This is a genomic window from Paenarthrobacter sp. YJN-D (assembly GCF_015040335.1).
In the GTDB taxonomy this organism is placed as follows: Bacteria; Actinomycetota; Actinomycetes; order Actinomycetales; family Micrococcaceae; genus Arthrobacter; species Arthrobacter nicotinovorans.
On the sequence record NZ_CP053549.1, the window covers coordinates 3961833 to 3988289 of the forward strand.

Sequence of the window (26457 nt, forward strand, 5' to 3'; positions counted from 1 at the left end):
AGGCGCTGTCCTGTGTGCCCGGATCCCCGACCGGATCCACCCAGGACAACCCCAACAGGACACTCCTAAGGATTCCAATGACCAATCCCATCACTGACCACACGGTTCCGGCCCAAGCGCACGCCAGTGAGAAGGCCCTGCACAAAGAGGACTCCGGCTACCACAAGGACCTCAAGCCCCGCCAGATCCAGATGATCGCGATCGGTGGCGCAATCGGCACCGGCCTGTTCCTGGGTGCAGGTGGCCGCCTTAACGCCGCCGGCCCGTCCCTGGTGATCGCGTACGCCGTCTGCGGCTTTTTTGCCTTCCTGATCCTCCGCGCACTGGGTGAACTGGTGCTGCACCGCCCGTCCTCGGGTTCGTTCGTCTCCTACGCCCGTGAGTTCTACGGCGAGAAGGCAGCATTCGTCTCCGGTTGGTTCTACTGGATCAACTGGGCCACCACCACCATCGTGGACATCACGGCGGCCGCCCTCTACATGAACTTCTTCGGCAAGTACATCCCCTGGATGGGCGCCGTTCCGCAGTGGGCGTGGGCCCTCATCGCCCTGGTGGTGGTGCTGAGCCTGAACCTCGTCTCCGTGAAGGTCTTCGGCGAGATGGAATTCTGGTTCGCCCTGATCAAGGTTGCTGCGCTGGTGGCCTTCCTCCTGGTGGGCACGTACTTCGTCATCTTCGGCACCCCGGTTGATGGCCAGGAAGTCGGCTTCAGCCTGATCTCGGACAACGGCGGCGTGTTCCCGAACGGCATCCTGCCCATGATCATCCTCATGCAGGGTGTGCTGTTCGCCTACGCCTCGATCGAACTCGTGGGCACGGCGGCCGGCGAAACTCCTAACCCCGAAAAGATCATGCCCAAGGCCATCAACTCCGTGGTCTTCCGCATCGCGGTCTTCTACGTCGGCTCGGTCATCCTGCTCGCCCTGCTGCTCCCCTACACCTCCTACGAAAAGGGCGTCAGCCCGTTCGTGACGTTCTTCGGATCCATCGGTGTCCAGGGCGTTGACGTGATCATGAACCTCGTGGTCCTCACGGCAGCACTGTCCTCGCTGAACGCCGGGCTCTACTCCACGGGCCGTATCCTCCGTTCCATGTCCGTGGCGGGTTCCGCTCCGAAGTTCGCCCAGCGCATGAACAAGGCCGGCGTCCCTTACGGCGGCATTGCGATCACCGCAGGTGTTTCCCTGCTCGGTGTTCCGCTGAACTACCTGGTCCCGGCCGACGCCTTCGAGATCGTTTTGAACGTGGCTTCCGTGGGCATCATTGTCACCTGGGCAACCATTGTGCTGTGCCAGATGCAGCTCAAGCGCTGGTCCGACAAGGGCTGGGTGAAGCGTCCGTCCTTCCGTTTGTTTGGCGCACCCTACACAGGCTGGTTGTCCCTGGTCTTCCTTGCCGGCGTCCTGGTGATGGTGTTCATCGAGTCCCCGCTCACCATGCTGGTCACCGCGATCGCTTGCGGGCTGATGGTCTGGGGCTGGTTCCTGTGCCGCAAGCAGATCCACGAGCTCGCCGCCACGCGTGACGGTTACACGGGCAGCGCCCCGGTGATCGCCAACCGCCCGTTGCCTGGCGGCGATAAGTAACAGCAGTACCCGTTAGCGCCCGACGGCGGCACCCGGGTTCCGTAACAGCGGAACCCGGGTGCCGCCGTCGTTGGTTAACGCCCCCAATTGGGTGAGGTCGCGGCGCGGGCAGACATCCGATCATTCGTGGCTACTATTGGTCCATGGCTGTCACAGACGAAGCGATCAGCAAGATCAAGGACATGCTGATCCGCGGCGAACTCAAGGCGGGCGATCGGCTTCCCCCTGAAAAGGAACTGAGCGAACGTCTTGGCCTTTCCAGGAGCTCGCTGCGTGAAGCAGTGAAGGCCCTGGAGCTGATCCGGGTGCTGGACGTGCGCCGCGGCGACGGCACGTACGTGACCAGCCTCGATGCCAAACTGCTCAACGAGGCCGTGGCGTTCGTGGTGGACCTGCACCAGGACCGTTCCATCCTTGAACTCTTCGAGGTCCGACGAATCCTGGAACCCGCCACAGCCCAGCTGGCAGCGGGCAAGATTACCCCGGACGAGCTCCAGTCCCTGCGGGCCACCATGGACGGGATCGACGAAAACACCGACGTCGAAGAACTCGTGGCCCATGACCTCGAGTTTCACAGCATCATCACCGCAGCCGCGGGAAACGACTACCTCGGCAGCCTCTTGGAGGCCCTTTCCAGCAGCACGGTGCGGGCCCGGATCTGGCGTGGATTGACGCAGGAAAAGGCCGTGTCCCACACTTTGGCGGAGCACCGTGCCATCGCGGATGCGCTGGAGCGCGGTGATGCGGAGCTGGTGCGGGCGCTGGTGACGGTGCACATCAGTGGCGTGGAGAACTGGCTGCGCCAGGCCCTCTAGGCATCCACCAACGGGTTGGCCGCCAGCCCATAGGTACGGATCGCAGTCCCCTCCAGGATGGAATCCTGCTCCGCAGGGCTCAGGGAGGACACCAGTTCCAGCAGGACGTCGAGGGTCCGGCCGTAAGGCGCCCCGAGGATGCTGACCGGCCAGTCGCCACCGATCATCAGGCGGCCGGCGCCGAAAGCTTCCAGCGCGGTTTCGAACAGCGGCCGCAGTGCCGCGCTGGTGTACGGCAGCCCCGGAGCGTGGAGCCCGGATAGCTTGGCTACGGTGTTAGGCTCGCGGCCCAAGGCAAGGAAATCAGTGCGCCACGAGTCCATGAGCGAGGCATCGGACCGCGGCGGCTTCCCCAAATGGTCAAGGACCACGGTCAGCTCCGGGAGGTCCCGGGCAAGCCGGACGGCCGCGCCCAAATGACGGGGGAATGCATCCTGAATATCAAAGGCCAGGCCACGTAGCGCCACCAAAGCGAGGGACTCGCGCACGGTAGGGAGGTCCAGGAAGTCCGCCCGTGGATCGTCGTGCACCAAGTGGCGCACGCCCTTGAACACAGTTTGTGCACTGAAGCTGTCCAGCTGGGAAGCGCACTCAGCCGGCGAGTCCAACCGCACCCAGCCCACCACGCCCAGCACCCACGGATTCCGCGCTGCGACGGCCAGCATGCTGTCCGTATCGGCTATGGTGTCGTCGGCCTGGACCAGCACCGCAGCCCGGACACCCGCGGCCTCCAGGGTCTCCCTCGCCTCTTCTTCGCCAAAGCTGCGGAAGAGCGCACCGTGCTGCGGACCGAGCCACGGGTAGGGACGTTCACCGCCGGTGACGAAAGTGTCCAGCGTCCACAGGTGCAGGTGTGAATCAATCACTGCCCGGCGCCTTTCCGCAAGCCCTCCAAAGCCTCCCACAGCTCTTCGGGGAGTGGCTCGTCCATGCGGGCGGCGTTGGTGGTGACCTGTTCAGGAGAAGTCGCTCCTGCTGTCACGTTCACCACGGCCGGATGCCGCAGCGGGAACTGGAGTGCCGCCGTCGGGAGTTCGACGCCGAAGTCGCGGCAGACGGACGCTAGCGCCCGGGCCCGCTCCAGCACTTCCGGCGGCGCTTGGTCGTAGTTGTAGTGCGCGTCGTCGGGGACGTCCGGGCGGGCCAGGAGGCCCGAGTTGAAGACGCCCACATTCACGACGCCGGTGCGGCGCTCCACACAGCGGTCAAGCAGCGGAACGTCTGGCTGCTCCAGCAGGGTGTAGCGGCCGGCAAGCATCAGGAGGTCAAGGTCGGCGGCTTCGACGCACTCCAGCGCGGCTTCGGCGGAGTTGGTGCCCACGCCAATCGCCGTGACCAGGCCTTCGGAACGCAGCTTTTCCAGGGCCGGCAAGCCGTGTTCGATTCCGGCCTGCAGGTCGTGGACGTCGGGGTCGTGCAGGTACGCGATGTCCACATGGCTAAGGCCGAGCCGCTCCAAGGACTCCTCGATACTGCGACGGATGCCGGCCTCGGAGAAGTCCCAAACACGACGGCTGGTGGCAGGAACGTCGAAGCCTTCGGAATCCCGGCCTTCGGACCCGTTGGGTTCCAGCCGGCGCCCCACCTTGGTGGAGATGACGAATTCCTCCCGCGGTTTGTCCCTCAGGACAGCACCGAGCCTTTGTTCGGACAGGCCGAGTCCGTAATGCGGCGCGGTATCGAAGTAGCGGATCCCGGCGTCCCACGCAGCAAGTACCGTGGCGAGGGCTTCCCCATCAGGAAGGGCCCGGTAGAGATTCCCTATGCCCGCTCCGCCGAAACCGAGCTTGCCCAGATCAGGTGCATTCATGGCAGTTCCCATACTCTACCGATACCCCTATCAGCCCCGGTGTAATCGTCCTGGACCTCCAAAAGTTCAGCCAAACGGGCTTGCCACGGGACGTTGGCGGGGTGATCGGCGAGCGCATGCCGCATTGCCTGGTAGTCGTCCACGTCCACCACGTGGAAGAGGTCGAGCCCGCTGCGCCAGATACGCCAGTTCCGCACCCCCGCTTCCTTCAATGCCGCCACGAGTTCCGGAGGGATGTTCGCATGGGCGTCAGCGTATTCCTCCTCGGCACCGGGCTTGAGGCGGGTGTGCAGGGCGATGCTCTCAGTCATCGCGTTCACCGGCCCCCGTGGAGTCGGACTCTGCGGAGCCTGCCCCTGTGGAGCCGGGCTTGAGGAACAATTCCAGCACGGGAACAGCGGCATCGGGTCGCTGCACCGGCAGCTTGATGGTCAGCGTGCCCGGCGGCTGGCCTCCGGGGGTCATGTTGGCTGGTTGCTGCCCGGGGTCCACTTCCTGCAGGAACACCTCCGAGGCATCGTTGAGCAGCTGGGCGTATTCCACTTTGCCTGCCAGGTCCGGCAGGTGCACGTATTCGAAGGGCCAGCTGAACAGGTGAACGTACAGCCTGTCCCCGCGCTGCGTGTAGCGTACGTCGGAGGGCGCGGTGAACGGCGAAGTCCCCGCCCCGTAGATGGAACGGGAGTGCAGCTGCATCCACTTCCCGATTCCCTCCAACGACTCCAGCGCCCGCGGATCAAGGGACCCCCTGCCGGTGGGGCCAACGTTGAGCAGCAGGTTGCCGCCCTTGGAAACGCCATCCACCAGCATCCGGATCAGCAGGTCCACGGACTTGTAGTTCTGGTTGTCCCGGTCGTACCCCCAGCTGCCGTTCAGGGTTTGGCAAGCCTCCCAGGTGACGGGTTCGCCGTCGAGCATCATGGGGCCGGCAGGCTGGTACTGCTCCGGCGTGACAAAGTCTCCCGGGATGTCCAGACGGTCGTTGACCACGATCCCGGGCTGCAGTTCACGGACCATGGCGAGCAGCGCCTCCGAGCCCCAGTCGTCACGACCCTTGCCGCCCCAGAACTCTGCGTGGCCGAGGCCGGCGTAGGAGAAGTCGAAGAACAGATAGTCGATGGTGCCGTAGTTGCTCAGGAGCTCGCGCACCTGGCCATGGAGGTAGTCACGGTAGCGGGCCATGTCGCGACCGGCGTTGAGGCTTTCGACGTCGGCGGCGTTGCGTTGGGGATGTACCCCGTCAATGGTGAAGTCGGGGTGGTGCCAGTCAACGAGCGAGTGATAGAAGCCCACCTTCAGCCCCTCGGCGCGAAGTGCTTCGACGTAGGGCGTGATCAGGTCCCTGCCGGCGGGCGTGTTGGTGGCCTTGTAATCGGTCAGGGCCGAGTCCCAAAGGCAGAAACCGTCGTGGTGTTTGGTGGTGAGGACCACGTACTTCATCCCTGCCTCGCGGGCGGCCCGGGCCCACTCGCGGGGATCGTAAAGGTCCGGGTCGAAGCGGCGGAAGTACTTTGAGTACTCCTCCACAGTGATCTCTTCCCGGTTCATCACCCATTCGTGGCGTGCGGGCAGGGCGTAGATGCCCCAGTGCACGAACATGCCGAAACGTGCTTCTTCGAACCAGGGGGCGTGCTGGATCAATGGGTTTCCTTCCATACCGGGCCGTCCGGAAAGCTGTATACGGCCAGTGTTTCACGGAGCATTTCGTTGCCGGCACCAGGGGACGACGGCGGCCAGTACGCGCCGCTGTGGACGTCCACGGGTGTGACGAAGTGTTCGTGGAGGTGGTCCACGAACTCTATGGTCCTGCCCTCTTTGGTCCCGGTGACCGCCACGAAATCGAACATGGACAAATGCTGCACGGCTTCACAGAGCCCCACTCCGCCTGCGTGCGGGCATACCGGGACCCCGAACTTCGCGGCCAGCAGCAGGATGGCGATGTTCTCGTTGACCCCGGCTACGCGGGCGGCGTCGATCTGCAGGACCTGCAGCGAGCCCGCCTGGAGCATCTGTTTGAACACCACCCGGTTCTGGACGTGCTCCCCCGTTGCCACCGGAATGGGTGCCACTGCGCGGGCGATGGCGGCGTGCCCGAGGATGTCGTCCGGGCTGGTGGGTTCTTCGATCCAGGCGATGTCGTACGGGGCAAGGTGGGCCATCCAGTCGATGGCGTCCTGGACATCCCAGCGCTGGTTGGCATCAACAGCGATCCTGATGTCCGGGCCCACGGCGGCGCGGGCGGCCCGGACGCGGCGGATGTCGTCGTCCAAGGACGCCCCCACCTTCAGCTTGATCTGTGTGAATCCGTCCGCCACCGCTTCCTTGGCCAGCCGCGTCAGTTTCGCGTCGCTGTAACCCAGCCATCCCGGCGTCGTGGTGTACGCGGGGTAGCCTTCAGCGCGAAGGGCGGCCTTCCGCTGTTCCTTTCCCGGTTCGGCGACGCGGAGGATGGCCAGGGCTTCGTCCGGGGTGAGCGCGTCCGTGAGGTATCTGAAGTCGACCAGTGCCACGATTTCTTCCGGGGCCATGTCGGCAAGCAGTTCCCACAGGGGAAGTCCCGCACGTTTGGCTTTCAGGTCCCAAAGGGCATTGACCACCGCGCCGATGGCCATGTGCATGACGCCTTTTTCGGGTCCGAGCCAGCGGAGTTGGGAGTCGTGGGCCAGGAGCTTCCACGTCGCACCCATGTCCTCCAGCAAGGTTTCAACATCGGCGCCGAGGATGTGTCCGCGCAGGGCGTTGATGGCCGCCGTTTCCACCTCATTGCCGCGCCCGATGGTGAAGACGAAACCGTGGCCCTCATGCCCGTCGGTGGCATCGGTCCGGATGACCAGGTAGGCGGCTGAGTAATCCGGATCCGGGTTCATGGCATCGGAACCATCCAGGTCCCGGGACGTCGGGAAGCGAATATCGAATGTTTCGATTTCGGTGATGATGCTCATTGGGCTCCTGGCTGCGTCGTATTCTTCGATGCCAGCTAAACATCGGATGTATGCCTTGTCAATGGGTCACATTTCCGTATTATGGGGGAAAACATCACACTAGAGTTCGGATGTTAGTCCCGAACGCACGGAGGAAGCCATGACCTTGAAATTCGCCAGGCTGGGTACGGCCGGAAACGAACAACCGGCCGTCATCGCCCAGGACGCCCACGGCCTCGAAAAATACTTCAGCCTCACCACCCTCACCCAGGACATCGACGGCAAGTTCCTCGCCTCTGATGGCATCGAACGCACCCGCGAGGCCCTGGAAAACGGTGAACTCGCGGAAATTTCGGCCGAGGGGCTGCGCATCGGCGCACCCGTCGCCCGCCCCGGCGCGGTGGTTGCCATCGGCCTGAACTACACCGCGCACGCTGCCGAATCCGGCGCCACGCCGCCCGAAGTTCCCGTGGTGTTCCTGAAGCCGAGCAACACCATCGCGGGACCGTTCGACGCCGCCCCCATCCCGCCGTCGTCCGAAAAATACGACTGGGAAGTGGAGCTGGCCATCGTGATCGGCCGGGAAGCGTCATACCTTTCCTCCGTTGAAGAAGCGGAGATGTGCATCGCCGGCTACGCCGTGGCCAACGACCTCTCGGAGCGCGAATACCAGATTCCCGGCGCTGCCGGACAGTGGACCAAGGGCAAAACCCTCCCCGGCTCCACTCCCCTGGGACCCTGGCTGGTACCCGCTGCGGACATCGACGCCGCCAACCTCCGGCTCCGCACCCTGGTCAACGGCGAAGACCGCCAGGACTCAACCACCTCGGACATGATCTTCGACCCCGCCACGATCGTCCACCACCTCAGCCAGTACATGATCCTTGAACCGGGCGATGTGATCATCACCGGCACTCCCGAAGGCGTCGCCCTGTCCGGCCGCTTCCCCTTCATCCAGCCGGGTGACGTTGTGGAACTCGAGATTGAAGGCTTGGGCCGGCAGCGCCAGGAGTTCTACCGGGCACAAGCAGGATCGGCCCGCCCTGTTTCCTTCGCCGGCACCAACGCCTGAGGGCCGGGCCATGACCGGTAAGGAATTCGACGGCCTGGCAGCCCTCGTCACAGGCGGTGCCTCGGGTATCGGGGCGGCCATTGCGGACCGCCTCGCCGCAGGCGGCGCCCAAGTGGCGGTCCTGGACCTCGCTCCGGAAACCAGCCCGCACTTCGGCGTGCACTGCAACGTGGCCGACGACGCCTCGGTGCGCACCGCCGTCGAGAGTGTCGCCCAACAGTTCGGTCGCCTGGATATCGTGATCAACAACGCCGGGATCGGCGCACAGGGTGACATCGCCGCGAACGACGACGAGGAATGGCTGCGTGTCCTCAATGTCAACGTCGTGGGTATTGCCCGCGTCAGCCGCGCGGCCTTGCCGCACCTGCGCCAATCACCGGCCGCGGCGATCGTGAACACGTGCTCCATCGCAGCGACCGCCGGCCTGCCGCAACGTGCACTGTACTCGGCGTCAAAGGGCGCGGTCCTGTCGCTGACCCTCGCCATGGCCGCAGACCACGTCCGGGAAGGAATCCGCGTGAACTGCGTCAACCCGGGCACCGTTGATACCCCCTGGGTGGGCCGCCTGTTGGATTCGGCCGCTGACCCCGCCGGCGAGCGCGCCGCACTCAATGCCCGCCAGCCGCACGGCCGGATGGTGGACCCCGCTGAAGTGGCCGGCGCCGTCGCGTATCTGGCGAGCCCGCTGTCAGGTTCGACGTCGGGCACCTCGCTGGCGGTCGACGGCGGCATGCAGGGTCTGCGGCTGCGTCCGGTTCAGTAACGGGCCGGGGTTGTTTCAGTAGAGCCCGTTGAAGATGTTCCACCCCCAGCCAACAGTCTCCACGCCCTTCCAACCGCCGCGCCCATCGCCGTAGTACATCAGCAGTTCGCCGGCGCTGTTGACCCCGTGGATATCAGCGAAGCCGTCACGGTTGAAGTCCCCGGCACTGCCGATCTTGCCCAGCACGTTCCACCCTTGGCCTACTTGCCGTGACGCCAACCATCCGCCGCTCCCGGTACCGCCGTAGAGGAACAGACGTCCCGCCTTGTCCTTGGCGAGGACGTCTACCGTGCCGTCGCCATTGAAATTGCCTGGCGTAATGAGCAGGTCCATGACGCCCCAGCCCTGGCCAACATGGACCCGGGGTGTCCAACCACGGGCGGCTTTGGGATAGAGGTAGAGATTGCCATTGGGTTCAGCGGCCAGGAGGTCGTTGTACCCGTCGCCGTCGAAGTCCCCGGGGCCCACAACCTTGTCCATGGCGTTCCAGCCCCAGCCGATCTCCGACGGATAGGCGTTCGCCGGGAAAGTTCCGTCTCCCCTGCCCCAGAACATCCAGAGCCTCCCCTGTGCGTCAGTAGCGAGGAGCTCGGTTTTGCCGTCGCTGGTGAGGTCGCCGGCACCAATGATCCTCGTGTAGGCGCCCCAGCCGGGGCCTATCAGCTGGGGCGGTTTCCATCCTTGCGTTGTGTCCTGGCCCGCATAGAGCATGAGCGCGCCATCTTGCCGACGTCCCAGAAGATCGAAGACTCCCCTGTCCGTGAATCCTTCCGCGCGCATGGGTTGGCTTTTGACCACTTCGGATTCCTTCACCACCACCTGCGCCGGGTGGCACAGCTGCGAGCCCGTGACCACGGCAGAGATCCGGGTTCCGACGTCCTCGATGTCGAGGTCATAGAACTGCGAGTATGCCGGCTCCGGCGTCACCGGCTCTCCGTCGCGAAGCCACTGGACGGAGTAGCCGTGCTGCGGGTCCGGGTCACAGGAGGAGAAGTACTCGTAGGCGCCACTGACTGACAAGCCGCTCCCGACATAGGCGGGGCCACTGATGCTGAAATCGTCCGGTTCCACGGCATTCGCAGCCGGAACCGGGACGGTGGAGGCCAGGATCGCGGCCAGGGTTGCGGCCCCTGCGGCTACTGCCCGCCGCAGCGAGGTTATGACGCCCAATGCAGAACCCACGTTGCTCCCTTGAACATGCTGACAGTTTCCTGCGCCCATCTTAGGTTCGCCCTCCGACGCCGTAACGCAACGGGGCCGCAACGTTCGGCAGCAGTGCTTCGCCTATGCTCAACTCCAAGGAATCAACGGCGACTCACTTACTGCCCAGGAGAAGAACTCATGACCAATTGGCGCATCCGGGACTTTCACTCGTCCGATCTTGACGGGATCCTGCACCTCTGGGAGTCGCTCAAGGCCGACGGCGTGGAGCCCGTCTATGCGTTATCGGAAGTCCTTGCATCCTGCGAGAAGGACCACGCGGTGGTGGCGGTGCAGGGCGAGCAGGTGGTGGGCGCCGCCGTCGGACGTGCCGCGCACGACCAAGGCTGGATCGTTTTTCTCGCCACCCTCACCGAGTTCCGGGGGCGGGGCATCGGCACCTCGCTGCTGTCCGCCGTCGAGAACCGCATGGCCCCGCACGGCCTGAACAAGCTGTCCGCTTTGATGCCGGAAACCGAAACGCGCGTGGAAGCGTTCCTGGGCCGCGGCTTCGTGGTGAAGAAGAACCTGCGCTACTTCGAGCGGACCATTCCCGTGCAGCGCCAGGAGCTCGGCGCGCTGGGACTGCTCGGCGGGCGGATCCTGGCGCGTGATTTGTGGGAGAACGTGGCGGGCATGCGCCGCGAGAAGGAACTGCTGGAGCGCCGCCTGGTCCTTCCCCTGGCCGAGGCCGACCTCGCGGACGAATACGGCGTGGTTCCTCCGCGGGCAGTGGTGCTGTTCGGTCCTCCGGGCACGGGCAAGACCACCTTTGCCAAGGCCATCGCATCGCGTTTGGAGTGGCCGTTTGTTGAGGTGTTCCCATCCCGGCTGGCCTCGGATCCCAAGGGCCTGGCCGGTGCACTGCGGGAGACCTTCCTGGAAATCGCCGAGCTGGAGCACGCCGTAGTGTTCATCGACGAGGTGGAGGAGATCGCCTCCCAGCGTGCCGGGGATCCGCCGTCGCCGCTGCAGGGCGTCACCAATGAACTCCTCAAGATCATCCCCGCCTTCCGCGAACAGCCCGGCCGTTTGCTGGTCTGCGCCACCAACTTCATCCGCGCACTCGATACCGCGTTCCTTCGCCACGGGCGCTTCGACTACGTCATTCCCATCGGGCTGCCGGACGTCCACGCCCGTGAGGCCATGTGGCAGCGCTTCATTCCGGCGTCGGTGGTGGATGCCGTGGACATCCCCCAGTTGGTGGAGCGGACGGAAGGCTTCTCGCCGGCGGACATTGAGTTCGCGGCGCGCAGCGCCTCCCAGCGTGCCCTGGAGAAGGCCGTCTACGACGACGGTGCTGCCGCCCCCAACGGACGGAAAGGTCCGGTCACGCAGGACTACCTCGACGCGATCGCCGATACCCGGACGACCGTGAGCGCCGAAGTGCACCAGGACTTCCTTGAGGATATCGACGTCCTGGGCCGCGTGTAGGCTTCTGGCCGCGGAAACGCCGGAGCCGTGCGGGAACGCCGGAGCCGTGCGGGAACGCCGGAGCCGTGCAGCGATCTGGACGCGAACCGGCGATCTGGACGCAATCCGGCGATCCGCCGGTAATCTTTGAGCCATGTCCACGAATCCCCTTCGCCATGCCCTCTCCCGGATGGGCGGCCGTGATCCCCACGAGAAGCACCGAACTGCCACCCCGCTTGAGCTGTTCTTCGACCTGACGTTTGTCATCGCTTTCGGCGTCGCCGGTAACCAGTTCGCGCATGCCGTGGCTGAAGCCCATGTTGGGCCGGGTTTGCTCGGATTCTGCTACGCCATGTTCGCGGTGATCTGGGCATGGGTGAACTTCACGTGGTTTGCCAGCGCCTATGACACCGACGACTGGGTCTTCAGGGTGGTCACGATGGTCCAGATGGTGGGGGTCCTCATCCTCGCCATGGGCATCGAACCGATGTTCCATTCACTGGTGGAGGGCGACCACGTCAATAACGTGGCCATCCTCATCGGCTACATCATCATGCGCGTTGCCCTGATCTTCCAATGGCTGCGTGCGGCCCGCCAGGACCCCGAACGCCGTGAGACCTGCCTCCGCTACGCCAAGTACCTGGCGCTCGTGCAGGTGGGTTGGGTCGTAGCGTTGGTGATCGAAACCGATGTGCTCACCACGTTCCTTTTGGCCGCACCCTTGTTCGTCCTGGAGATGTCCGTCCCTGGGCTTGCCGAACGCAAAGCCCGCACGCCTTGGCACGCGCACCACATTGCCGAAAGGTATGGCCTGCTCGCGATCATCGCCCTGGGCGAATGCCTGGTGGGCGCCATTGAGACGCTCCGGGCCATCGTTGCCTTGCACGGCTGGACGCTGGATGCCGCGCTGGTCGGCTTCAGCGGCACGGGGCTGGCGTTCGCCATGTGGTGGATCTACTTCATCCTGCCGTCAGGCCCCGCGCTCCATTTCCAAAGGCACCGCTCCTGGGTGTTCGGCTACGGGCACATGTTCATTTTCGCTGCGATTGCCGCCACGGGTGCCGGGCTGCACATCGCTGCCTACTTCATCGACCACGAGGCCAACATCAGCGGGGCAGCGGCCGTGGCCTCGATAGCCATTCCCATTATTTTGTTCAAGGTTTCCCTGACCACGCTCTACGGCATCATGCTCAATCCGGTCCGGGAGCTGCTCTGGAGCACAGCTGCGGTGGTTCTTGGCCTGGCGGGAAGTATCGCCATGGCCGCAGCAGGCGCATCCGTGCCTCTGTGCATGCTGGAAATGATGCTCGTGCTGGGCCTGTCCATCGCATACGACGAACGGCGTGGGCACAAGGGCCGTGCCGCGGCACTTCGCCGGCTGGAAGCTGCGGCCGGCTAGGGCAAGCTACCCGGGGGGCTTAGGGCGGGCAGGGTGTGCCCCAGGCCCGCCCTGCCTCGCAGCTACTCAACTACTCAGGAACGATCTCGTCCAGTTCCGCAAGCAGGTGCGGGTTGATCCGCTCAAGGATCTGCTGGACTTCCTCGCGCGGAACTGCCGAATACAGCACCGGGCGGGCATCGGCGTAGCGGGTTACCGGGGGTTTGTCCGGCCACTTCTCCGCGAGGGCCCGGACCCGTTCCGGCAAGGAGTTATGGGCGTTGTCCGCGATCTTTACCAACGTGGCGTCGTGGTCCTCCGCAACGTAACGGATGCCGGCGTCGTAATCATCGGGATCGTCGTGGAAGCGGCGGGTGACGCGCTCGATTATGGCCAGTGCCCGCTCTGACACGCCCATCTCCAGCAGCGCTTGCCGGGTGATGGGCGTGTCCTCGGCGATGTCGTGAAGGTACCCCGCAATCCGGATATCCTCGTCAAAATCGGCAAGGGCATCGCCGACAGCCAGGACATGCTCCCGGTACGGGCGCTTCAGTTTGTCCTTCTGGCGGTTGTGGGCCACCTCCGCCAGGACCTTGGCTGTCTCTACGGTGAAGCGTGGTTCGGTCATGCTGGCCTCCGGCTTGGCAACGGACCTGCGGGGACAGGTCCTTCTACTCAGGCTATCCGCTGTTGCCGCGCCGGAAGTACCGGCCTAGGAGTCCTGGACGGCCCGCGCGGCGATCGCAACGGTCACGGCCCTGGGCAACCGCTGGGCGAAGGCAGCGCCTACCCGGTTCATCCACCCGGAGACAACGCTGCCGGGAGTGACCTTGCGGTCCAGCGCCTTGATGGCCGTCTCCACCACCTGGGCGGAGGTCTGCATCCTGCCCACCGCCGCGGACTGGCTGCCCAGGACATCGAAGAACTCCGTCCGTGTGGCCCCCGGGCAGAGGGCCAGGACATTGAGCCCCGAATCCTTGGTTTCATGGGCGACGGCTTCCGTGAAGCTCAGCACGAAGGCCTTGGTTGCGCCATAGACCGCCATGCCGGGAATCGGCTGGAAAGCAGCCGTGCTGGCCACATTCACCAGCGCACCCTTGCCCGACTCGAGCATTCCGGGCAGGAAGGCCCGCGTGATATCCACCAGGGCAGCTACATTGAGCGAGATTTCGGAGGCAATAACGGCCGGGTCTTCCTCCACCAACAGGCCATGGGTGCCGAAGCCGGCATTGTTGATCAAGGTGTCCACGGTGATGCCGCGTCCGGCCAGTTCCTTGAAGAGCTCTGCGCCTACGCCCGCCCGGCCCAGATCCATGGGCAGCACTGTCACGGTGATGCCGTGCTCGCTGCGCAGTTGCTGCGCCAAATCTTCCAGGCGGTCAACACGACGGGCAACCAGGACGAGGTTGGAACCCCGGGCAGCGAAGCGCTGCGCGAATTCGGCGCCGAGCCCGGAACTCGCTCCCGTGATGAGCGCGGTGGTGTCGGAGTAGGTCATGGTCATGATGGGGTCCAATCGTCGGGGGCGGGAAATGCTGGGGCGGGGACTGATGTAGTCGCTGTCTACATGGTAGGCAGTGGCTACATTGTTGTCAATGCCTACATTGGCCTAGACTTGACCCATGATCGAACAGCCATACCACCACGGCAAACTTCGGGAAGCCCTCTTGGAGCGCGCCATGGAAACAATCGAGGAGGCCGGCGTCGAGGGTCTTTCCCTCCGCCAACTTGCCCGGGACGTGAACGTCAGCCACGGGGCCCCAGCCAAGCACTTCCGTGACAAGCAGGCGTTGATCGACGCCTTGGCGATGGCAGGCTTTGAATCGATGAACCACCGCATCCGCACAGCCGCGGAGTCCGGCGGCACCCTCCAGGAGCGCTTTGTCAGCGTCGCGAAAGCCTACGTCGGATTCGCGGTTTCCCGGCCCGCCCTGCTGACCGTCATGTACTCCACCAAGCATCACCCGGATTCCAGCGCCGAGCTTCGAAACACCGGTGGACAGGGAATCGAAATAGCCCAGGCAATGATCATCGAAGCCCAGAATGCCGGCGAGCTGGCCCCCGGCGACCCCGAAACGTTGGCCATGGTGTGCTTCGTCAGCCTTCACGGCGCGGCGCTGCTCGCGGCCGGCAAGCATCTGGAGGGAACGACGGTGGATGCCATGGTCTCCGCCACCACCGACACTCTCTGGGCAGGCATGGCTGCGGGTGTGCCCGCAGCCAAAATCACGCAGGCAAGCCAGGCAGGGCAGCGCAACTAGCCCAGCGCAACAGCCCTGCGCTGGATCTACGGCGTCAGGCCGGCAATGGCTTCCCGCACCGCGGAGCTTAGCTGGAAGTTACGGCAGCCCACTCCCCCTGGCTCGGCCTGCTGCGGCACGTAGCCAAAGCCGAGCTCATACACAGGGTCCGCAAACCCCAAAGAGGCGCTGGCGCCGTCGTGCCCGAACGCCCGGTAACTGCCAAACGGCATCCGGCTGTGCGACTTCATGAAAACGGTCCCGAAGCAGCCGGTCTCACCGAAAACCCGGTCAATGCCGAAGACTTGCTCAGCGGTCACGGCGCGGATGGTCTCTTCAGCCAGCAAGGGCGCGACGGCGGTTTGCCCGCCTGCCAGGGCCTGCCCGCCCAGGGCCTGCCCGGGTTCGCCGGCCAGGCCCGTTGAAGCCGCCGCATAAATCCTGGCCATGCCATCTGCACTGGACACGCCTGCCGCCGAGCTCAGTCCCGCGGCACGGACTTCGCGGATATTGGGCAGGTCCAGGATGTCGCCAACGGCGGCATTGGCGGCAAGACCGAAATGGCTTGCCGGGTCCACCCATGGCCAGGAAGGATCAGCGGCCCATCGGAAGGGTGCAAAGCGGGACTCCTCGGATTCGGGGAGCCCAAGGTAAAAGTGCGCACCGGTTACGGCCCGGATGCGGCGCTCGAAAATCTCCTGGAGCGTCGAGCCTGTGATCCGACGACACAACTCCTCCATGAAGATTCCGATGCTGAGCGCGTGGTAGCCGAACGCTGCACCGGGCTTCCACAGCGGGGGCAACGCGGCGAGCCTCGCCGCAGCCAGCGCAGAGTTGTTGACCTCGTCCAGGGTCAGGCCTCCCTCGGGCCCCAACAGTCCGGCCTGATGGGACAGGAGCTGCGCAACCGTGATCGAGTCTTTGCCTTCGACGCCGAATTCGGGCCAGTACTTGACCACCTCGGCGTCAAGGTCCAGCTGGCCGTCCTGCACCAGCAAGGCCATGACCAGGCCCGCCATACCCTTGGAACAGGAGAACACTCCCGTGACGGAGTCGGGGCGGATATGCGGCCCCCCACTCAGGTCCAGGACTTTGACGCCGCGATGATACGCAGCCACCTGGGCGGAATACTCCGGATCCTGGGCCAGGAAACGGCCGAAGAGTTCGGCGACGGATTCGAAACCGGGGGCGACCATCTGTGAATGCATCCAGCCAGCCTACGTGGTGCCCTCTTCAGGCCTGGGGAGTTATCCACACCCAGGGCTCTTTGGGCAGCCTCGACGGATCGAATTCCGCCAGGGCGTCCTGCAGTGATCCACCGGGCAGGCCGAGCGATTCCAGCATCAGGCCGCGGACACGCGCGGCGGGGATCCCGACGGCGGCGAGGTCGTCCAGCGTTACGGCACCGTCGCGCTTTGCCAGCCTGACGCCGTCGTGGTTCACCACCAACGGAACATGCGCATATACGGGAACCGGCAAGCCCAACAGCGTCGCCAAGTACGCCTGCCGCGGGGTGGAGGGAAGGAGGTCGTCACCGCGAACCACCTGGTCGATTCCCTGGGCGGCGTCGTCCACCACCACGGCCAGGTTGTAGGCAGTGACGCCGTCATTGCGACGCAGCACAAAGTCGTCCACCACGCCCTCAAACGTGCCGTGCAACTGGTCCTCAACAGGCCACCCGCCAACCCCGGACCGCAGACGGATCGACGCCGGGCGTGAGGCGCGCCTGATCTCACGCTCGGCGTGGGACAACCGCCGGCACGTCCCGGGGTAGGCCCCCTGCGGAGCGTGCGGGGCGGAAGGCGCTTCCTGGATCTCCCGTCGGGTGCAGAAACACTCGTAGGTGCGCCCCTCCGACGTCAGGCGCTGGATCGCAGCGTCGTAAAGTGCCGCGCGCTCAGTCTGGCGCACCACATCCGCATCCCACGTGATGCCGATGGCCCGCAGATCACGGAGCTGCCCGGTTTCCGCGCCGGACCTGGCACGGTCAAGATCTTCCACGCGCAGCAGGAAATCACGGCCAGTGGACTTCGCGAACAGCCATGCCAGGATGGCCGTGCGGAGGTTGCCAACGTGCAGCTCGCCGGACGGGCTGGGGGCAAATCGCCCTGCGGAAGTCATGCACCAAGCCTATGTGCCATCCCTGCACAGCCGGGCAACACAGCCGGGCAACACAAGAGCCCCTCAGCTACCGCAACGATCCGGTGGCTCAGGGGCTCTTGCTGTGCTGTCCGCATCAGCGGACGAGTGCAGAATGACAATGCTGTGAACAAGAGTCAATCAGCGGCTGCTTCCTTGCGGGAAACCTGTACAGGGCTCCGGGTGGTGTTCCGGGTGCCTGGTGCCGGCGGGCTTCGGCGGTAGCCTCGTCCTGCTTCGTTGTCATCATTTCAACAGGGGGCATACAGTAGGTGCAACAGGAAGTCATTTCCTTGATCGATCTGACTACTCCAGAAACAAAAATCCGACAGGAAGTGGTCATTTTGCAGGAACTCGACGCGACCGACCGCAGAATCCTCGCTGCGCTCGACGACGATCCCCGCGTTCCCATCATGGTCCTGGCCCAGAAGCTGCACCTCGCGCGAGGGACGGTCCAATCCCGCCTGGAACGCATGACAACCTCCGGCGCCCTGCGTGCCAACAGCAGCCGCGTCCTGCCATCTGCCCTGGGCCGTGGCGTGGCTGCGGCGGTCAGCGCAGAGCTCGACCAAAGCCACCTGAACGAGGCCATCGCGGCCTTGCGCGAAATCCCGGAAGTCCTGGAATGCCACGCACCCGCCGGCGATACCGACCTCATCATCAGGGTGGTGGCCAAGAGCCCCGACGACCTCTACCGGGTGTCGGAGGAAATCCGGCTGTGCCCCGGCATCGTCAGGACCTCCACCAGCATGTTCCTCCGTGAGGTGATTCCGTACCGGACAACGGGCCTGCTTCTGGAGTAGTTCTGCACATAGGGAAGTTGTCCCCATGTGCCATGCTCCGCAGGCGGCCTAGGATGGGGCCAGATCATCAGCACACAACAATGGGGGCGACGTGGCGGGTAACTTCTATGGCTCAGACGTCGCACAGCTGCGTCAGCTGGCCAAGGAACTGGCCCGCAATGCGGACAGCCTCACCACCTTGGGACAACAGTTGTCGGGGTCCATCACCAACAGTCCCTGGCGGGGGAACGACGGCGACCGGTTCCGTCACGAATGGAACAGCTCGCACTTGCGGGCCCTCCAGAGCGCGGCTTCCGGCATCAAGGCCGCTTCCCGGAGCCTGTTGAAGAACGCCGACGAACAGGCCGCCGCGAGCAATGGCGGGGCCGGCGGATCCGGGGCCGGCGGCGCTGGCGGAACCGGCGGCTCCGGCGGAAACGGCCAGGAGCTCACGGATCTGCTGAACGGAATGACGCCCGAAGAGCGGGCACAGTACCTTCGAAGCGACGAATTCAAGAAGTGGGCGCTCGAACATCCCCAGGACGCCAAGGCCGCCATGGATGCCGCAGCCGACTCGGGCCTGATCGAGAAGAAATCGCCCGAGTACTCCCAGTTCCTCAGCGATTACTGGAACCAACAAGCCATGCGGGAGATGGGGATCGACCCGTCCACGTGGGACACCAGCAAGGGTACCGAGTACAACTGGGAAACCATCAAAAAGGTCTACGACTTCTACGGGCAGGCTTTCCTGTCCAACCCGGACCTTCAGTGGGCCGGCATGGCGAATATGATCGGCCCTTCCTTCGCCGGCGGGTTCAAGGACATGGCCATGCTCCGCGACCTGGCACAGCAGATCGCCGACAATCCGGCGTCGGACATCCCCATCCCGGTTCTCGACCAGATCGAGCAGCTTGCCGGCATGACCGACGCCGAGATCAAGTTCTACGAAACGTCCATGCTGGACATGAACAAAGAGATCTTCCTGGACCAGGCCCGGCAGCACGAGGCCTACATGAACGGTGGAATCGACGAAATCAACCGCCTCAGGGACTCTGGTGCGATCGACCCGGAAACTGCGAAAGCATGGGCCCAGATTGATTCCGGCGATCCCGCACAGGTCAAGGAAGGCAACACGGCCCTGTTGTACCGGGAGCAGAACGAAATCATCGCCGACGATTACACTGACATGCGCAACCATCCGGGAGGGGAAGCCGTGACGTACATGGTCACCCTCGCCGGCGAGCCTTCGATTCCCGGCGCGAAAAGCTACCCGGCAGTCTTCCCCTACAAGTTCAGCGTGGAAAGCCCCGGCCCGGAGAACCTGCCCTTCACCAACTGGGACAACCCGACGCAGTTCCGGACGGACTTCACCACCGGCTTCCCGGACGGCAACATCGCCGACGCCGAGCAACGCTGGGCCCTCATCAAGCAGGACACCCTCCCCGCTTACCAGGACCTGCTGGCCAACAATCCCCAACAGGCCCGGGACATCATCGGTTCGGATTTCAACGACCGCGTTGAACAGTACAGACCCACCAACAACATTCCGGGAATCATGGACCGCTTCCTGGACGGCTTCGATGCCGAGGTTCACCAATGACCCGGACCAAGTGGCTTTCGCGGCTGGCAATCGCCGTGGCGGCTGGCTTGGGAATCCTCGCCACCACCGCATGCCAGTTATCCGTCCCCGCTTCTCCATCAACTTCCCAAGGGAGCACAGTGATTACCTCGGAATTCTCCACGCTTGATGCCGCAGGTGTCGACCGGATCAGGACCGACAAGCAAGCGCGCCTGGACATGAGCAGCGGCAGCCTGCAGAAATCGGCTGTGCGTGTATCCGAGGACAGCTACGGCCCGGAAATCAACACCCAGGACTCCGGGAAGATCAACCTGGCCATTGTCGGCCCCAGCGGAGAGATCACCGCACAAACGGACCGGATCCGGTTCAAGACCACCGACGCGCGCCCTGATTTCACCGAGGTCACGTACTTCCTCACTGCAGCTTCCGCGGAGGAATTCAACGCCCTGATCCGCGAGGGAGTGGACAAGTACGGCATCGACGCCGACGACGCCGAACGCTGGATTTCCTCCACCAGCAAGGACCCTTCCGCCAAGAGCGACTACTCATTGACGTCGGGGACCAGCACCGGGCTGGAGGTCAATTACGACCTCCGCTTCGACGGCTCCAAAGACACCCAAGTCATCATCGTGCACGTGAGCCCGGCCAGCTGAACGGCGAGCTGAACGGCCTGCGGGCAGGCTAAACCGGCGGCCCGATGTTGGTCTTCAGGTTCTTCATGACCAACGTTGACGTCAGCCGTTCCACCGCTGGAAGGGCCGCAAGCTCGTCGTCGTAGAAACGCTGATAAGCGGGCAGGTCCGCGGCAATGACCTTCAACAGGTAATCGGGCGAACCAAACAGGCGCTGGGCCTCCACGATGTTGGGGCTGGCGGTGACCCTGGCCTCGAAGGCGGCCATCGTTCCCCGGTCCACTTGGCGCAAAGTCACGAAGACGATCGCCTCGAAACCAAGCCCCACGGCGGCGGGGTCGATGTCTGCGCGGTATCCGCGGATGACCCCTGTCGCTTCCAGGTCGCGGAGCCTTCGATGGCAAGGAGCGACGGTTAAACCGACTTTGGAAGCCAGCGCTGTGGCCGTCATCCGCCCATCCTCTTTGAGGTGGCGCAAAATACTTCTATCGATACCGTCAATCACGCAATTATCTTACCGAGAACCGGCTCTTCAGAGCTAAAAACGGGAACACTTATGGGCGCTTTTTACCTAGAGTTTTCGTACCAACTAACTCTGGAGAGATCGTGAACCCGCAGCTGTTCCTCGCCTTCGTCCTCGTGGCAGTCACCCTGGCCTGCACACCGGGAGTCGACTGGGCGTACTCGATTTCGGCGGGCCTGCGTCAGCGCAGTTTCGTTCCCGCCGTCGCTGGCCTCTGCAGCGGTTACGTGATCCACACACTCTTGATGGCTGCCGGACTCGCTGCGCTCCTGGCCGGGGTTCCCGGGCTCCTCGGGTGGCTGACCATCGCCGGTGCGGCCTACCTGCTGTGGCTTGGCATCGGCACCATCCGCTCGTGGCGAGGCGCAAGCTTCAGTGGGGAAGACGGCGTCGTGAATTCCGGAAACCAGATCCGCACGTTCTTCCAGGGCATGGGCACCAGCGGCATCAACCCCAAGGGGCTCCTGTTCTTCGTGGCCCTGGTGCCACAGTTCGTCAGCCCGGATGCGGCGCTGCCCGTCCCGGTGCAGTCGGGCTTGCTGGGGTTGACCTTCGTGATCCTTGCAGGAATGGTCTACACCGCCGTGGCCCTGACCTCCAGGAAGCTGCTGGCCTCCCGGCCCGGCGCCGCACGGGCCGTCACCCTGACCAGCGGGATCGTCATGATCGGGCTGGGGACGGTGCTGTTGTCGGAGCAGGTTCTTCCACTCGTGCTGCGCTTCCAGGCGTTCTAGGTGGCGAGCAGTTCGTCCAGGCGCTCATACCCCTCCACCACTCCGTAGTTCATTCCGGTCGCCAAGGCCATGTCGCGCGCTTCAACCGTTGGGTAGACCTCGTGCGCCACGAGCCGGGTGCGGCCGCAGATTTCCTCGAAGGTGGTGCTGCTAATGCCGACCTGGTTGGGGGCTCCATCGAATTCGAACGTCATGATGATCAGCTCATCCGCGTCCACTGTGTGGAAGATGCCGTGGAAGCCAAACAGCTCGTCCCCATGTCCGCTTTCGTAGTGCCAGCTGCCGCCGGTGGTCGCGTCGTACTTTGTGACGTTCAGCTTGGCGTCCCGAGGCCCCAGCCATTTGGCCAGGAGGTCCGGATCAACATGGGCTTTGAAAACCGCGCTGACGGGGGCGTCGAATTCCCGAACGGTATCGACGAAGGGGACGCCGTCGTCTGCGGTGATGGTGGTTTCGTTGCTCATTGCAGTTCCTCTTTCTTTGCTTGTTCCTGTGGGGAGGTGTGGGTGGCGAGCAGCTGGTCGAGCCGCCGGAAGCGGGACTCGGCGATCAGGCGGTACTGATCAATCCACGCCGTCAGGCGTTCCAGTGCTGCGGCGTCCAGGTGGACGGGCCTGCGCTGGGCATCCCGGGAGCGGGTCACCAGGCCTGCGTGTTCCAGGACCTGGATGTGCTTGGAAACCGCCTGCTTGGAAATGGCGAACGGTTCCGCGAGCTCGTTGACAGTGGCATCTCCCCGGGAAAGCCGGGCAACGATGGCCCGCCGGACCGGATCCGCCAGCGCCATGAAGGCCTTGTCCAGGGCGTCTTGGCCTGGAGCATCCTGTGTCATTTACCAGCAAACCTTCCATAATCAACCAATCGCTTGATCAACCAATTGGTTGATTAAGAGAATACGCCTGCACCCCTTCGTGTGCAACGGTTTTTTACTCCCCGCCCAGCTGCCTGAAGTCGTTCTCCCACAAGCGCCGCATCTCGGCGTCCTTGCGGATAACCTCCACCGATTCAAGCACCGCCGGCGGGGCAGCCCGCCGGGACCACGGCGTCAGCGTCCGGCGTCCCTGGTCCAACGCCAAGAGGGCCCTGTCAGTGAGGGCATCATTCTTCAACGCCAAGTTGGTTTTCCTGCGGCGAAGGACTTCCCTCAGCGCCGCCTGGGCAGACTCAAAGTCGCCCCGCGCCCGCTGGGAACGCGCCCTGATCAGCAACAACGCGGCCGAGAGATCATCCGTGTTCAGCAGTCCCTCCGTCCAGACCACCACATCGCGGTGGCGTTCCAAGGAGAACGCAGCCGTGCACCGCGCCAAGGCAGAAGGCAACGACGGCGGCAAAGCTGCCACAGCTTCGAGGGCGGCTTCGGTCATCCCCATTTCCCGCAGACAGTGGGCCAGTGCCAGGAACACCGACTCTTCGCTGAACAGCACCGGCACCTCGATGCGTTCGGCGACCTCAACCCGGGTGACCACCTGACCAAGGTACATGGCCGAGAACTGGCTGGCGTCGTCGTCGATCCTGGTTGTCAACCCTCGCTGCAGCAGTTCCGACGCCCGCAAGAACCCGCCGTGCTTATAGACAAGCAGGCCCGCCATGATGTGGCACAAGCCCGCCCAGCCCGGGTTCGTCCGGGCGAACGCAAGGAGACGGTCCGGATCGGTGGAGGAGAACACAGCCTCATGCATGGCCTTCGCGGGCTTGGAGGACAGCATCTTTAGCCTGGGAACACTGCCCACGAGGGACAAGCGCGCGTGGTCCCGGCCGCTGACACCGGAAAGGACTCCATTTACGCCGTCGGCGAGTCCGCGCACCGGCGTCCGTACGTACCCTTCCCGGAAGGGCGTCAGGTCCCGGACGTCATGAAAAATCGTGTGCACCCGACCATTCGGCACTTGGCTCATGAATCCATGCTAACCGCCGCCTGAACTGCGCTCATCCCCCTGCTATCCAGAGCATTTCAGGAGTATTATGGCGGCGTCGGCAAGGTTTTGCGACACCCCTTGCCGCAGGTCGGCTCTCCAGGAGAAGAGCCGGATAACCGCGTGAAAGGGAGGACTGATGACCACCGCTTCGCACCCCGCCGAACACCACCACATGATGGGGTTGACACTTCGCAACACCGCCATGGGCGTTGGCATTGTATTTCTGCTGGTAGGCGTCCTGGGCTTTATCCCGGGAATCACCACCAATTACGGCGCCATGACCTTTGCGGGACATGAATCCGGCGCCATGCTGCTTGGAGTCTTCCAAGTGTCCATACTCCACAACATCGTTCACCTGCTGTTCGGCGCGGCCGGACTGGCCATGGCAAGGAACGACCGCATGGCCCGCCTGTTCCTCCTGGGCGGCGGCGCCGTGTACATCGTTCTTTGGATCTACGGCCTGGTCATCAACCAGGAAACGGGCGCCAACTTTGTCCCGTTCAACACGGCCGATAACTGGCTCCACCTGATCCTTGGCGTTGCCATGATCGGCCTTGGTGCATGGCTCGGCAGGGACGTCATGGACGAAACCAGCGCGACGCGAAGGAAGATGTAACCCTTCGACGCCGCTTGGCAGAACAACGACGGCGGCCGCCCCCTTCCCGGGGACGGCCGCCGCTTTTTGCACCCCTCCACCCGCCTCCGCCGAGATGCCACTTAATGACAATGGTTGCGCGCCCGGATTGTCATCAACTGCCAACCCGACGGCGGATGGGCGCCAGCAGCGGCGGGCGCTACTGTGCCGCCGGCATGGGATGGACATCCGTGAACGTGTTTCCCGTGGAGTACTGGTCCAGGCGCCAGGGATTGGCGTTGTTCCGCACGCTCTGGAACGTCACGCCGTCAAACGTGGAATCCTGCAGGCCTTTGATGTTGGCGGGGTTGACGTTCCGGAACACCACGTCCTGGAAAGTGAAGGCGCTGAGGGTGGCCGTTCCTTCGCCGAGGGACGGCCCTGCCTGGATATCGATCACCGGTTTGCTGTCGGATACAGCCATGCCGCAGGTGGGCGAGTTGTTGCCGTCCACGGAAATGTTCCGTATCACCACGTCCTTGAACGTGGCCGATTCAGCGGCGACATATCCGGACGGTGACTGGTTATAGCTGAGCGACATGATGAAAGCACTGCTGCCCATGCAGGCCATCGCGGTGTCGCGGAAGAGAAAGTCCCGGCCGCCTCCGGCCATGTCCGAGGTACTTTTCATCCGGAGGCCGCCGGTTTCAACTTTGTACATGACGTTGTCCTCAGCGAGGACCCGCTGCACCCAGGCTGCCGTGTTGGAACCGACAGCGACTCCCCCGTGGCCCATGCGCATGTAATTGTTGAAGATCCAGACGTTCTCGCTCGGCCGGCCCTGCGCCCCGTATTTGCCCTGCCCGGCCGCAAAGTTGACTTGGTCGTCTCCGGTGTCGAAGAAGTTGTTCACGACAATGCCGTTGTTTGCACCGCCGAACTCCAGACCGTCACCGTTGTTGGCGTTGAACGTGGTGTGCCGCATTCCGTTCACCGTGCTGTTTTCCGTGTCCAGGATCATCACACCGTGGAACGCGGGGTTGTCCGCTGTGACTCCCTCGATGTACAGGTTTTTTACTCCCATGAAGGTCATCAAGCTGGAGCGGTATTGGCCGTACAGTACGGAGTCGTCCAGGGTTTCCGGCCTGTTGATCACCCCGATGAGGGATTCCGGGCGCTCCTTGGCCTTGTGGAACTGGTCAGCTGCCAACAAGCCATCGTCCAGGACCTTGCCGGCGGAGCTTGCCACGTATTGCGGAAGTTCGTTCCCCGCCTCATCCACTATCGACCCCTCAGCAGTGCGCTTCCACCCGCTTCCGTCCACCACGCCTTTGCCGACGATGCGGACATTGCTGGCCGCAGCGCCAGGTTCGCGTCCCGCCGTCGAGCGGCCGTTGTCGTCCGGAAGGACATTAAGGAGCGACGGCGGCCGGCGGTAGTTCCGGTATTCGGCCTCCGCGGGGAGGGGCTCAGGTACCGGGTAGAGGTAATAGCCCTTCTCCAAGGGGTAGTCCTCCGCTTGGTCGGAGCCGAGCAGGCGTGCGCCCTCCTGGAGTTCCAGGGTCATGTCCGAGTGGAGGAAAAGTGCCCCCGTTTTGAAGGTACCTGCAGGAACCACCACGGTGCAGCCCGGGGTTCTACAGGTGTCAATGGCCTTCTGGATTGCTTTGGTGTTAAGGGTCTTTCCATCGCCCACGGCCTTGTACGCAGGATTGGTGATGGTGACTTGGTGCCGTTCGGGCGTGGTGGTGACGGTGATTGGCCCACTCGCCGGAGACTCGGTTCCGTCTTTCCTCACAGCGGTCACGCTGAACTGGTAGCTGGTGCGCGGCGACAAGCCGGTCACCGTGAAGTTGTGGGCCACAGTCCGGACGTGGAATCCATCCTTGTCGGCGGCCCGGAACGCGTCCACGTACTCCTGGGCGGGCGAAAAGATCCGCGCGTTCTCCTCCGCGGTTCCCAACGCACTGCCGTTCAAGTAGACGCGGTAGTCCACGACGTCGTCGTAAACGTCCGGCTTGTTCCACACCAGCAGCGTCTTGTCACTGCCGGTAGCCTGCGCAGGGACACATAGGTTTTGTGGTGCCCTGCCGTTGCCTGAATCAAGGTGGATGCTGGAGGTGGAACATGCCGGGCTGTCCGTTTTGCCGGCTGGAGCCGCAGAGGCCGGCGGGCCTGCGGCCACAACACAGCCCAATCCCATCACTGCTGCCAGCGCGAGGCCTCCCAGGCTTTGGCGTATTTCCGGTCTTCTTCGGGTCGATCGCATGGATGATCCTTCCCGGGGCACAACGGCGTGCCCCAGTACTTGGAGGCTAAGGGCTCTCCGGGAATGTTTGGGAAACAGCAAGAAAACGTTTTCTCAGAACACCCTAGGAAG

At 63.9% G+C, this 26457-nt stretch carries 27 protein-coding genes; 12 read left to right on the top strand and 15 right to left on the bottom strand.

Going from position 1 to position 26457, the window contains the following annotated elements; all coding sequences use genetic code 11:
* Window positions 1–77 precede the first annotated feature (77 nt).
* Together HMI60_RS18350 and HMI60_RS18355 are read left to right on the top strand one after the other, a co-directional pair.
* Window positions 78–1586 carry an amino acid permease gene (locus HMI60_RS18350; protein WP_055975351.1) on the top strand — a complete coding sequence of 503 codons (1509 nt, stop codon included), beginning with the start codon at window positions 78–80 and terminating at the stop codon, window positions 1584–1586.
* Between the two features lie 143 nt (window positions 1587–1729).
* Window positions 1730–2401: a FadR/GntR family transcriptional regulator gene (locus tag HMI60_RS18355; RefSeq protein WP_039243230.1), complete on the top strand. Its 672-nt coding sequence runs from the start codon at window positions 1730–1732 to the stop codon at window positions 2399–2401.
* Here HMI60_RS18355 and HMI60_RS18360 read toward each other — a convergent pair.
* The 5 genes from HMI60_RS18360 to HMI60_RS18380 are packed head-to-tail and all read right to left on the bottom strand — an operon-like array spanning window position 2398 to window position 7153.
* Window positions 2398–3267 carry an amidohydrolase gene (locus HMI60_RS18360; protein ID WP_193590167.1) on the bottom strand — a complete coding sequence of 290 codons (870 nt, stop codon included), beginning with the start codon at window positions 3265–3267 and terminating at the stop codon, window positions 2398–2400. The genes HMI60_RS18355 and HMI60_RS18360 overlap by 4 nt on opposite strands.
* Window positions 3264–4211 carry an aldo/keto reductase gene (locus tag HMI60_RS18365; RefSeq protein WP_193590168.1) on the bottom strand — a complete coding sequence of 316 codons (948 nt, stop codon included), beginning with the start codon at window positions 4209–4211 and terminating at the stop codon, window positions 3264–3266. Before HMI60_RS18365 ends, HMI60_RS18360 begins: the two co-directional genes overlap by 4 nt.
* The gene (locus HMI60_RS18370; RefSeq protein ID WP_193590169.1) at window positions 4208–4522 is read right to left on the bottom strand and encodes an L-rhamnose mutarotase; all 315 of its coding nucleotides are present in this window, start codon (window positions 4520–4522) and stop codon (window positions 4208–4210) included. The genes HMI60_RS18365 and HMI60_RS18370 overlap by 4 nt, the downstream gene beginning before the upstream one ends.
* Window positions 4515–5852 carry an alpha-L-fucosidase gene (locus HMI60_RS18375; RefSeq protein WP_193590170.1) on the bottom strand — a complete coding sequence of 446 codons (1338 nt, stop codon included), beginning with the start codon at window positions 5850–5852 and terminating at the stop codon, window positions 4515–4517. Before HMI60_RS18375 ends, HMI60_RS18370 begins: the two co-directional genes overlap by 8 nt.
* The gene (locus HMI60_RS18380; protein ID WP_193590171.1) at window positions 5849–7153 is read right to left on the bottom strand and encodes an L-fuconate dehydratase; all 1305 of its coding nucleotides are present in this window, start codon (window positions 7151–7153) and stop codon (window positions 5849–5851) included. The genes HMI60_RS18375 and HMI60_RS18380 overlap by 4 nt, the downstream gene beginning before the upstream one ends.
* 139 nt (window positions 7154–7292) lie before the next feature.
* Between HMI60_RS18380 and HMI60_RS18385 the strand changes: the two genes are divergently transcribed.
* Both HMI60_RS18385 and HMI60_RS18390 read left to right on the top strand, forming a co-directional pair.
* Window positions 7293–8204 carry a fumarylacetoacetate hydrolase family protein gene (locus HMI60_RS18385; RefSeq protein ID WP_193590172.1) on the top strand — a complete coding sequence of 304 codons (912 nt, stop codon included), beginning with the start codon at window positions 7293–7295 and terminating at the stop codon, window positions 8202–8204.
* A gap of 10 nt (window positions 8205–8214) precedes the next feature.
* Complete coding sequence (locus tag HMI60_RS18390; protein WP_055975373.1) at window positions 8215–8967, top strand: SDR family NAD(P)-dependent oxidoreductase; 753 nt, start codon at window positions 8215–8217, stop codon at window positions 8965–8967.
* 15 nt (window positions 8968–8982) lie between these two features.
* Here the strand turns inward: HMI60_RS18390 and HMI60_RS18395 are convergent, their stop codons facing one another.
* The gene (locus tag HMI60_RS18395; RefSeq protein WP_193590173.1) at window positions 8983–10149 is read right to left on the bottom strand and encodes a VCBS repeat-containing protein; all 1167 of its coding nucleotides are present in this window, start codon (window positions 10147–10149) and stop codon (window positions 8983–8985) included.
* A gap of 159 nt (window positions 10150–10308) precedes the next feature.
* Between HMI60_RS18395 and HMI60_RS18400 the strand changes: the two genes are divergently transcribed.
* Complete coding sequence (locus tag HMI60_RS18400) at window positions 10309–11601, top strand: ATP-binding protein (protein ID WP_018779963.1); 1293 nt, start codon at window positions 10309–10311, stop codon at window positions 11599–11601.
* Between the two features lie 133 nt (window positions 11602–11734).
* Window positions 11735–12979 (top strand): low temperature requirement protein A, encoded by a 1245-nt coding sequence (locus HMI60_RS18405; RefSeq protein ID WP_193590174.1) that lies wholly within the window; start codon window positions 11735–11737, stop codon window positions 12977–12979.
* Window positions 12980–13049: 70 nt separating this feature from the next.
* Here HMI60_RS18405 and HMI60_RS18410 read toward each other — a convergent pair whose 3' ends face one another.
* Together HMI60_RS18410 and HMI60_RS18415 are read right to left on the bottom strand one after the other, a co-directional pair.
* Entirely contained in the window at window positions 13050–13586 is a 537-nt protein-coding gene (locus HMI60_RS18410) for an HD domain-containing protein (RefSeq protein ID WP_018779965.1), read from the bottom strand.
* 84 nt (window positions 13587–13670) lie between these two features.
* Window positions 13671–14462 (bottom strand): SDR family oxidoreductase, encoded by a 792-nt coding sequence (locus HMI60_RS18415; protein WP_039243241.1) that lies wholly within the window; start codon window positions 14460–14462, stop codon window positions 13671–13673.
* A 118-nt stretch (window positions 14463–14580) separates the two neighbouring features.
* Between HMI60_RS18415 and HMI60_RS18420 the strand changes: the two genes are divergently transcribed.
* Window positions 14581–15219 carry a TetR/AcrR family transcriptional regulator gene (locus HMI60_RS18420; protein ID WP_193590175.1) on the top strand — a complete coding sequence of 213 codons (639 nt, stop codon included), beginning with the start codon at window positions 14581–14583 and terminating at the stop codon, window positions 15217–15219.
* 26 nt (window positions 15220–15245) lie between these two features.
* Here the strand turns inward: HMI60_RS18420 and HMI60_RS18425 are convergent, their stop codons facing one another.
* Both HMI60_RS18425 and gluQRS read right to left on the bottom strand, forming a co-directional pair.
* The gene (locus HMI60_RS18425) at window positions 15246–16406 is read right to left on the bottom strand and encodes a serine hydrolase domain-containing protein (RefSeq protein ID WP_193590176.1); all 1161 of its coding nucleotides are present in this window, start codon (window positions 16404–16406) and stop codon (window positions 15246–15248) included.
* A 25-nt stretch (window positions 16407–16431) separates the two neighbouring features.
* The gene (gene gluQRS / locus HMI60_RS18430) at window positions 16432–17319 is read right to left on the bottom strand and encodes a tRNA glutamyl-Q(34) synthetase GluQRS (RefSeq protein WP_055975396.1); all 888 of its coding nucleotides are present in this window, start codon (window positions 17317–17319) and stop codon (window positions 16432–16434) included.
* Between the two features lie 362 nt (window positions 17320–17681).
* Here gluQRS and HMI60_RS18435 point away from each other — a divergent pair, with 362 nt between their 5' ends.
* The 3 genes from HMI60_RS18435 to HMI60_RS18445 all read left to right on the top strand — a co-directional run bounded on the left by HMI60_RS18435 (window position 17682) and on the right by HMI60_RS18445 (window position 20351).
* Window positions 17682–18140, top strand: a complete 459-nt coding sequence (locus tag HMI60_RS18435; RefSeq protein ID WP_026267476.1) for an Lrp/AsnC family transcriptional regulator — start codon at window positions 17682–17684, stop codon at window positions 18138–18140.
* A 91-nt stretch (window positions 18141–18231) separates the two neighbouring features.
* A complete protein-coding gene (locus tag HMI60_RS18440) occupies window positions 18232–19719 on the top strand; it encodes a WXG100 family type VII secretion target (RefSeq protein WP_193590177.1) in 1488 nt (495 codons plus the stop codon).
* Window positions 19716–20351, top strand: coding sequence for a hypothetical protein (locus tag HMI60_RS18445; RefSeq protein ID WP_193590178.1), 636 nt, complete (start codon window positions 19716–19718; stop codon window positions 20349–20351). The genes HMI60_RS18440 and HMI60_RS18445 overlap by 4 nt, the downstream gene beginning before the upstream one ends.
* Before the next feature lie 28 nt (window positions 20352–20379).
* Here the strand turns inward: HMI60_RS18445 and HMI60_RS18450 are convergent, their stop codons facing one another.
* Window positions 20380–20835, bottom strand: coding sequence for an Lrp/AsnC family transcriptional regulator (locus HMI60_RS18450; protein WP_082010247.1), 456 nt, complete (start codon window positions 20833–20835; stop codon window positions 20380–20382).
* Window positions 20836–20936: 101 nt separating this feature from the next.
* On the opposite strand from HMI60_RS18450, the gene HMI60_RS18455 reads away from it, so the two are divergent.
* A complete protein-coding gene (locus tag HMI60_RS18455; protein ID WP_193590179.1) occupies window positions 20937–21587 on the top strand; it encodes a LysE family translocator in 651 nt (216 codons plus the stop codon).
* Here HMI60_RS18455 and HMI60_RS18460 read toward each other — a convergent pair.
* The 3 genes from HMI60_RS18460 to HMI60_RS18470 form a co-directional block, all read right to left on the bottom strand.
* On the bottom strand, window positions 21584–22051 hold the full coding sequence (locus HMI60_RS18460) for an SRPBCC family protein (RefSeq protein WP_193590180.1): 468 nt from the start codon (window positions 22049–22051) through the stop codon (window positions 21584–21586). The two genes, HMI60_RS18455 and HMI60_RS18460, sit on opposite strands and share 4 nt — an antisense overlap.
* Window positions 22048–22419 (bottom strand): helix-turn-helix transcriptional regulator, encoded by a 372-nt coding sequence (locus tag HMI60_RS18465; RefSeq protein ID WP_018779976.1) that lies wholly within the window; start codon window positions 22417–22419, stop codon window positions 22048–22050. The genes HMI60_RS18460 and HMI60_RS18465 overlap by 4 nt, the downstream gene beginning before the upstream one ends.
* Window positions 22420–22513: 94 nt before the next feature.
* Window positions 22514–23482 (bottom strand): hypothetical protein, encoded by a 969-nt coding sequence (locus tag HMI60_RS18470; RefSeq protein ID WP_193590181.1) that lies wholly within the window; start codon window positions 23480–23482, stop codon window positions 22514–22516.
* A 157-nt stretch (window positions 23483–23639) separates the two neighbouring features.
* Between HMI60_RS18470 and HMI60_RS18475 the strand changes: the two genes are divergently transcribed.
* Window positions 23640–24119, top strand: a complete 480-nt coding sequence (locus HMI60_RS18475) for a DUF4383 domain-containing protein (RefSeq protein ID WP_018779978.1) — start codon at window positions 23640–23642, stop codon at window positions 24117–24119.
* A gap of 178 nt (window positions 24120–24297) precedes the next feature.
* On the opposite strand, the gene HMI60_RS18480 is transcribed toward HMI60_RS18475, so the two are convergent.
* Entirely contained in the window at window positions 24298–26346 is a 2049-nt protein-coding gene (locus tag HMI60_RS18480) for a glycoside hydrolase family 28 protein (protein ID WP_193590182.1), read from the bottom strand.
* Window positions 26347–26457 lie beyond the last annotated feature (111 nt).

Excerpts from the sequence above, each read along its gene's own strand:
- HMI60_RS18475 (WP_018779978.1), top strand. The coding sequence starts at position 23,640 with ATGACCACCGCTTCGCACCCCGCCGAACACCACCACATGATGGGGTTG.
- HMI60_RS18400 (WP_018779963.1), top strand. The coding sequence starts at position 10,309 with ATGACCAATTGGCGCATCCGGGACTTTCACTCGTCCGATCTTGACGGG.
- gluQRS (WP_055975396.1), bottom strand. The coding sequence starts at position 17,319 with ATGACTTCCGCAGGGCGATTTGCCCCCAGCCCGTCCGGCGAGCTGCAC.
- HMI60_RS18365 (WP_193590168.1), bottom strand. The coding sequence starts at position 4,211 with ATGAATGCACCTGATCTGGGCAAGCTCGGTTTCGGCGGAGCGGGCATA.
- HMI60_RS18355 (WP_039243230.1), top strand. The coding sequence starts at position 1,730 with ATGGCTGTCACAGACGAAGCGATCAGCAAGATCAAGGACATGCTGATC.
- HMI60_RS18445 (WP_193590178.1), top strand. The coding sequence starts at position 19,716 with ATGACCCGGACCAAGTGGCTTTCGCGGCTGGCAATCGCCGTGGCGGCT.
- HMI60_RS18390 (WP_055975373.1), top strand. The coding sequence starts at position 8,215 with ATGACCGGTAAGGAATTCGACGGCCTGGCAGCCCTCGTCACAGGCGGT.
- HMI60_RS18385 (WP_193590172.1), top strand. The coding sequence starts at position 7,293 with ATGACCTTGAAATTCGCCAGGCTGGGTACGGCCGGAAACGAACAACCG.
- HMI60_RS18405 (WP_193590174.1), top strand. The coding sequence starts at position 11,735 with ATGTCCACGAATCCCCTTCGCCATGCCCTCTCCCGGATGGGCGGCCGT.
- HMI60_RS18425 (WP_193590176.1), bottom strand. The coding sequence starts at position 16,406 with ATGCATTCACAGATGGTCGCCCCCGGTTTCGAATCCGTCGCCGAACTC.
- HMI60_RS18380 (WP_193590171.1), bottom strand. The coding sequence starts at position 7,153 with ATGAGCATCATCACCGAAATCGAAACATTCGATATTCGCTTCCCGACG.
- HMI60_RS18370 (WP_193590169.1), bottom strand. The coding sequence starts at position 4,522 with ATGACTGAGAGCATCGCCCTGCACACCCGCCTCAAGCCCGGTGCCGAG.
- HMI60_RS18470 (WP_193590181.1), bottom strand. The coding sequence starts at position 23,482 with ATGAGCCAAGTGCCGAATGGTCGGGTGCACACGATTTTTCATGACGTC.
- HMI60_RS18350 (WP_055975351.1), top strand. The coding sequence starts at position 78 with ATGACCAATCCCATCACTGACCACACGGTTCCGGCCCAAGCGCACGCC.
- HMI60_RS18465 (WP_018779976.1), bottom strand. The coding sequence starts at position 22,419 with ATGACACAGGATGCTCCAGGCCAAGACGCCCTGGACAAGGCCTTCATG.
- HMI60_RS18415 (WP_039243241.1), bottom strand. The coding sequence starts at position 14,462 with ATGACCATGACCTACTCCGACACCACCGCGCTCATCACGGGAGCGAGT.
- HMI60_RS18460 (WP_193590180.1), bottom strand. The coding sequence starts at position 22,051 with ATGAGCAACGAAACCACCATCACCGCAGACGACGGCGTCCCCTTCGTC.
- HMI60_RS18410 (WP_018779965.1), bottom strand. The coding sequence starts at position 13,586 with ATGACCGAACCACGCTTCACCGTAGAGACAGCCAAGGTCCTGGCGGAG.
- HMI60_RS18420 (WP_193590175.1), top strand. The coding sequence starts at position 14,581 with ATGATCGAACAGCCATACCACCACGGCAAACTTCGGGAAGCCCTCTTG.
- HMI60_RS18480 (WP_193590182.1), bottom strand. The coding sequence starts at position 26,346 with ATGCGATCGACCCGAAGAAGACCGGAAATACGCCAAAGCCTGGGAGGC.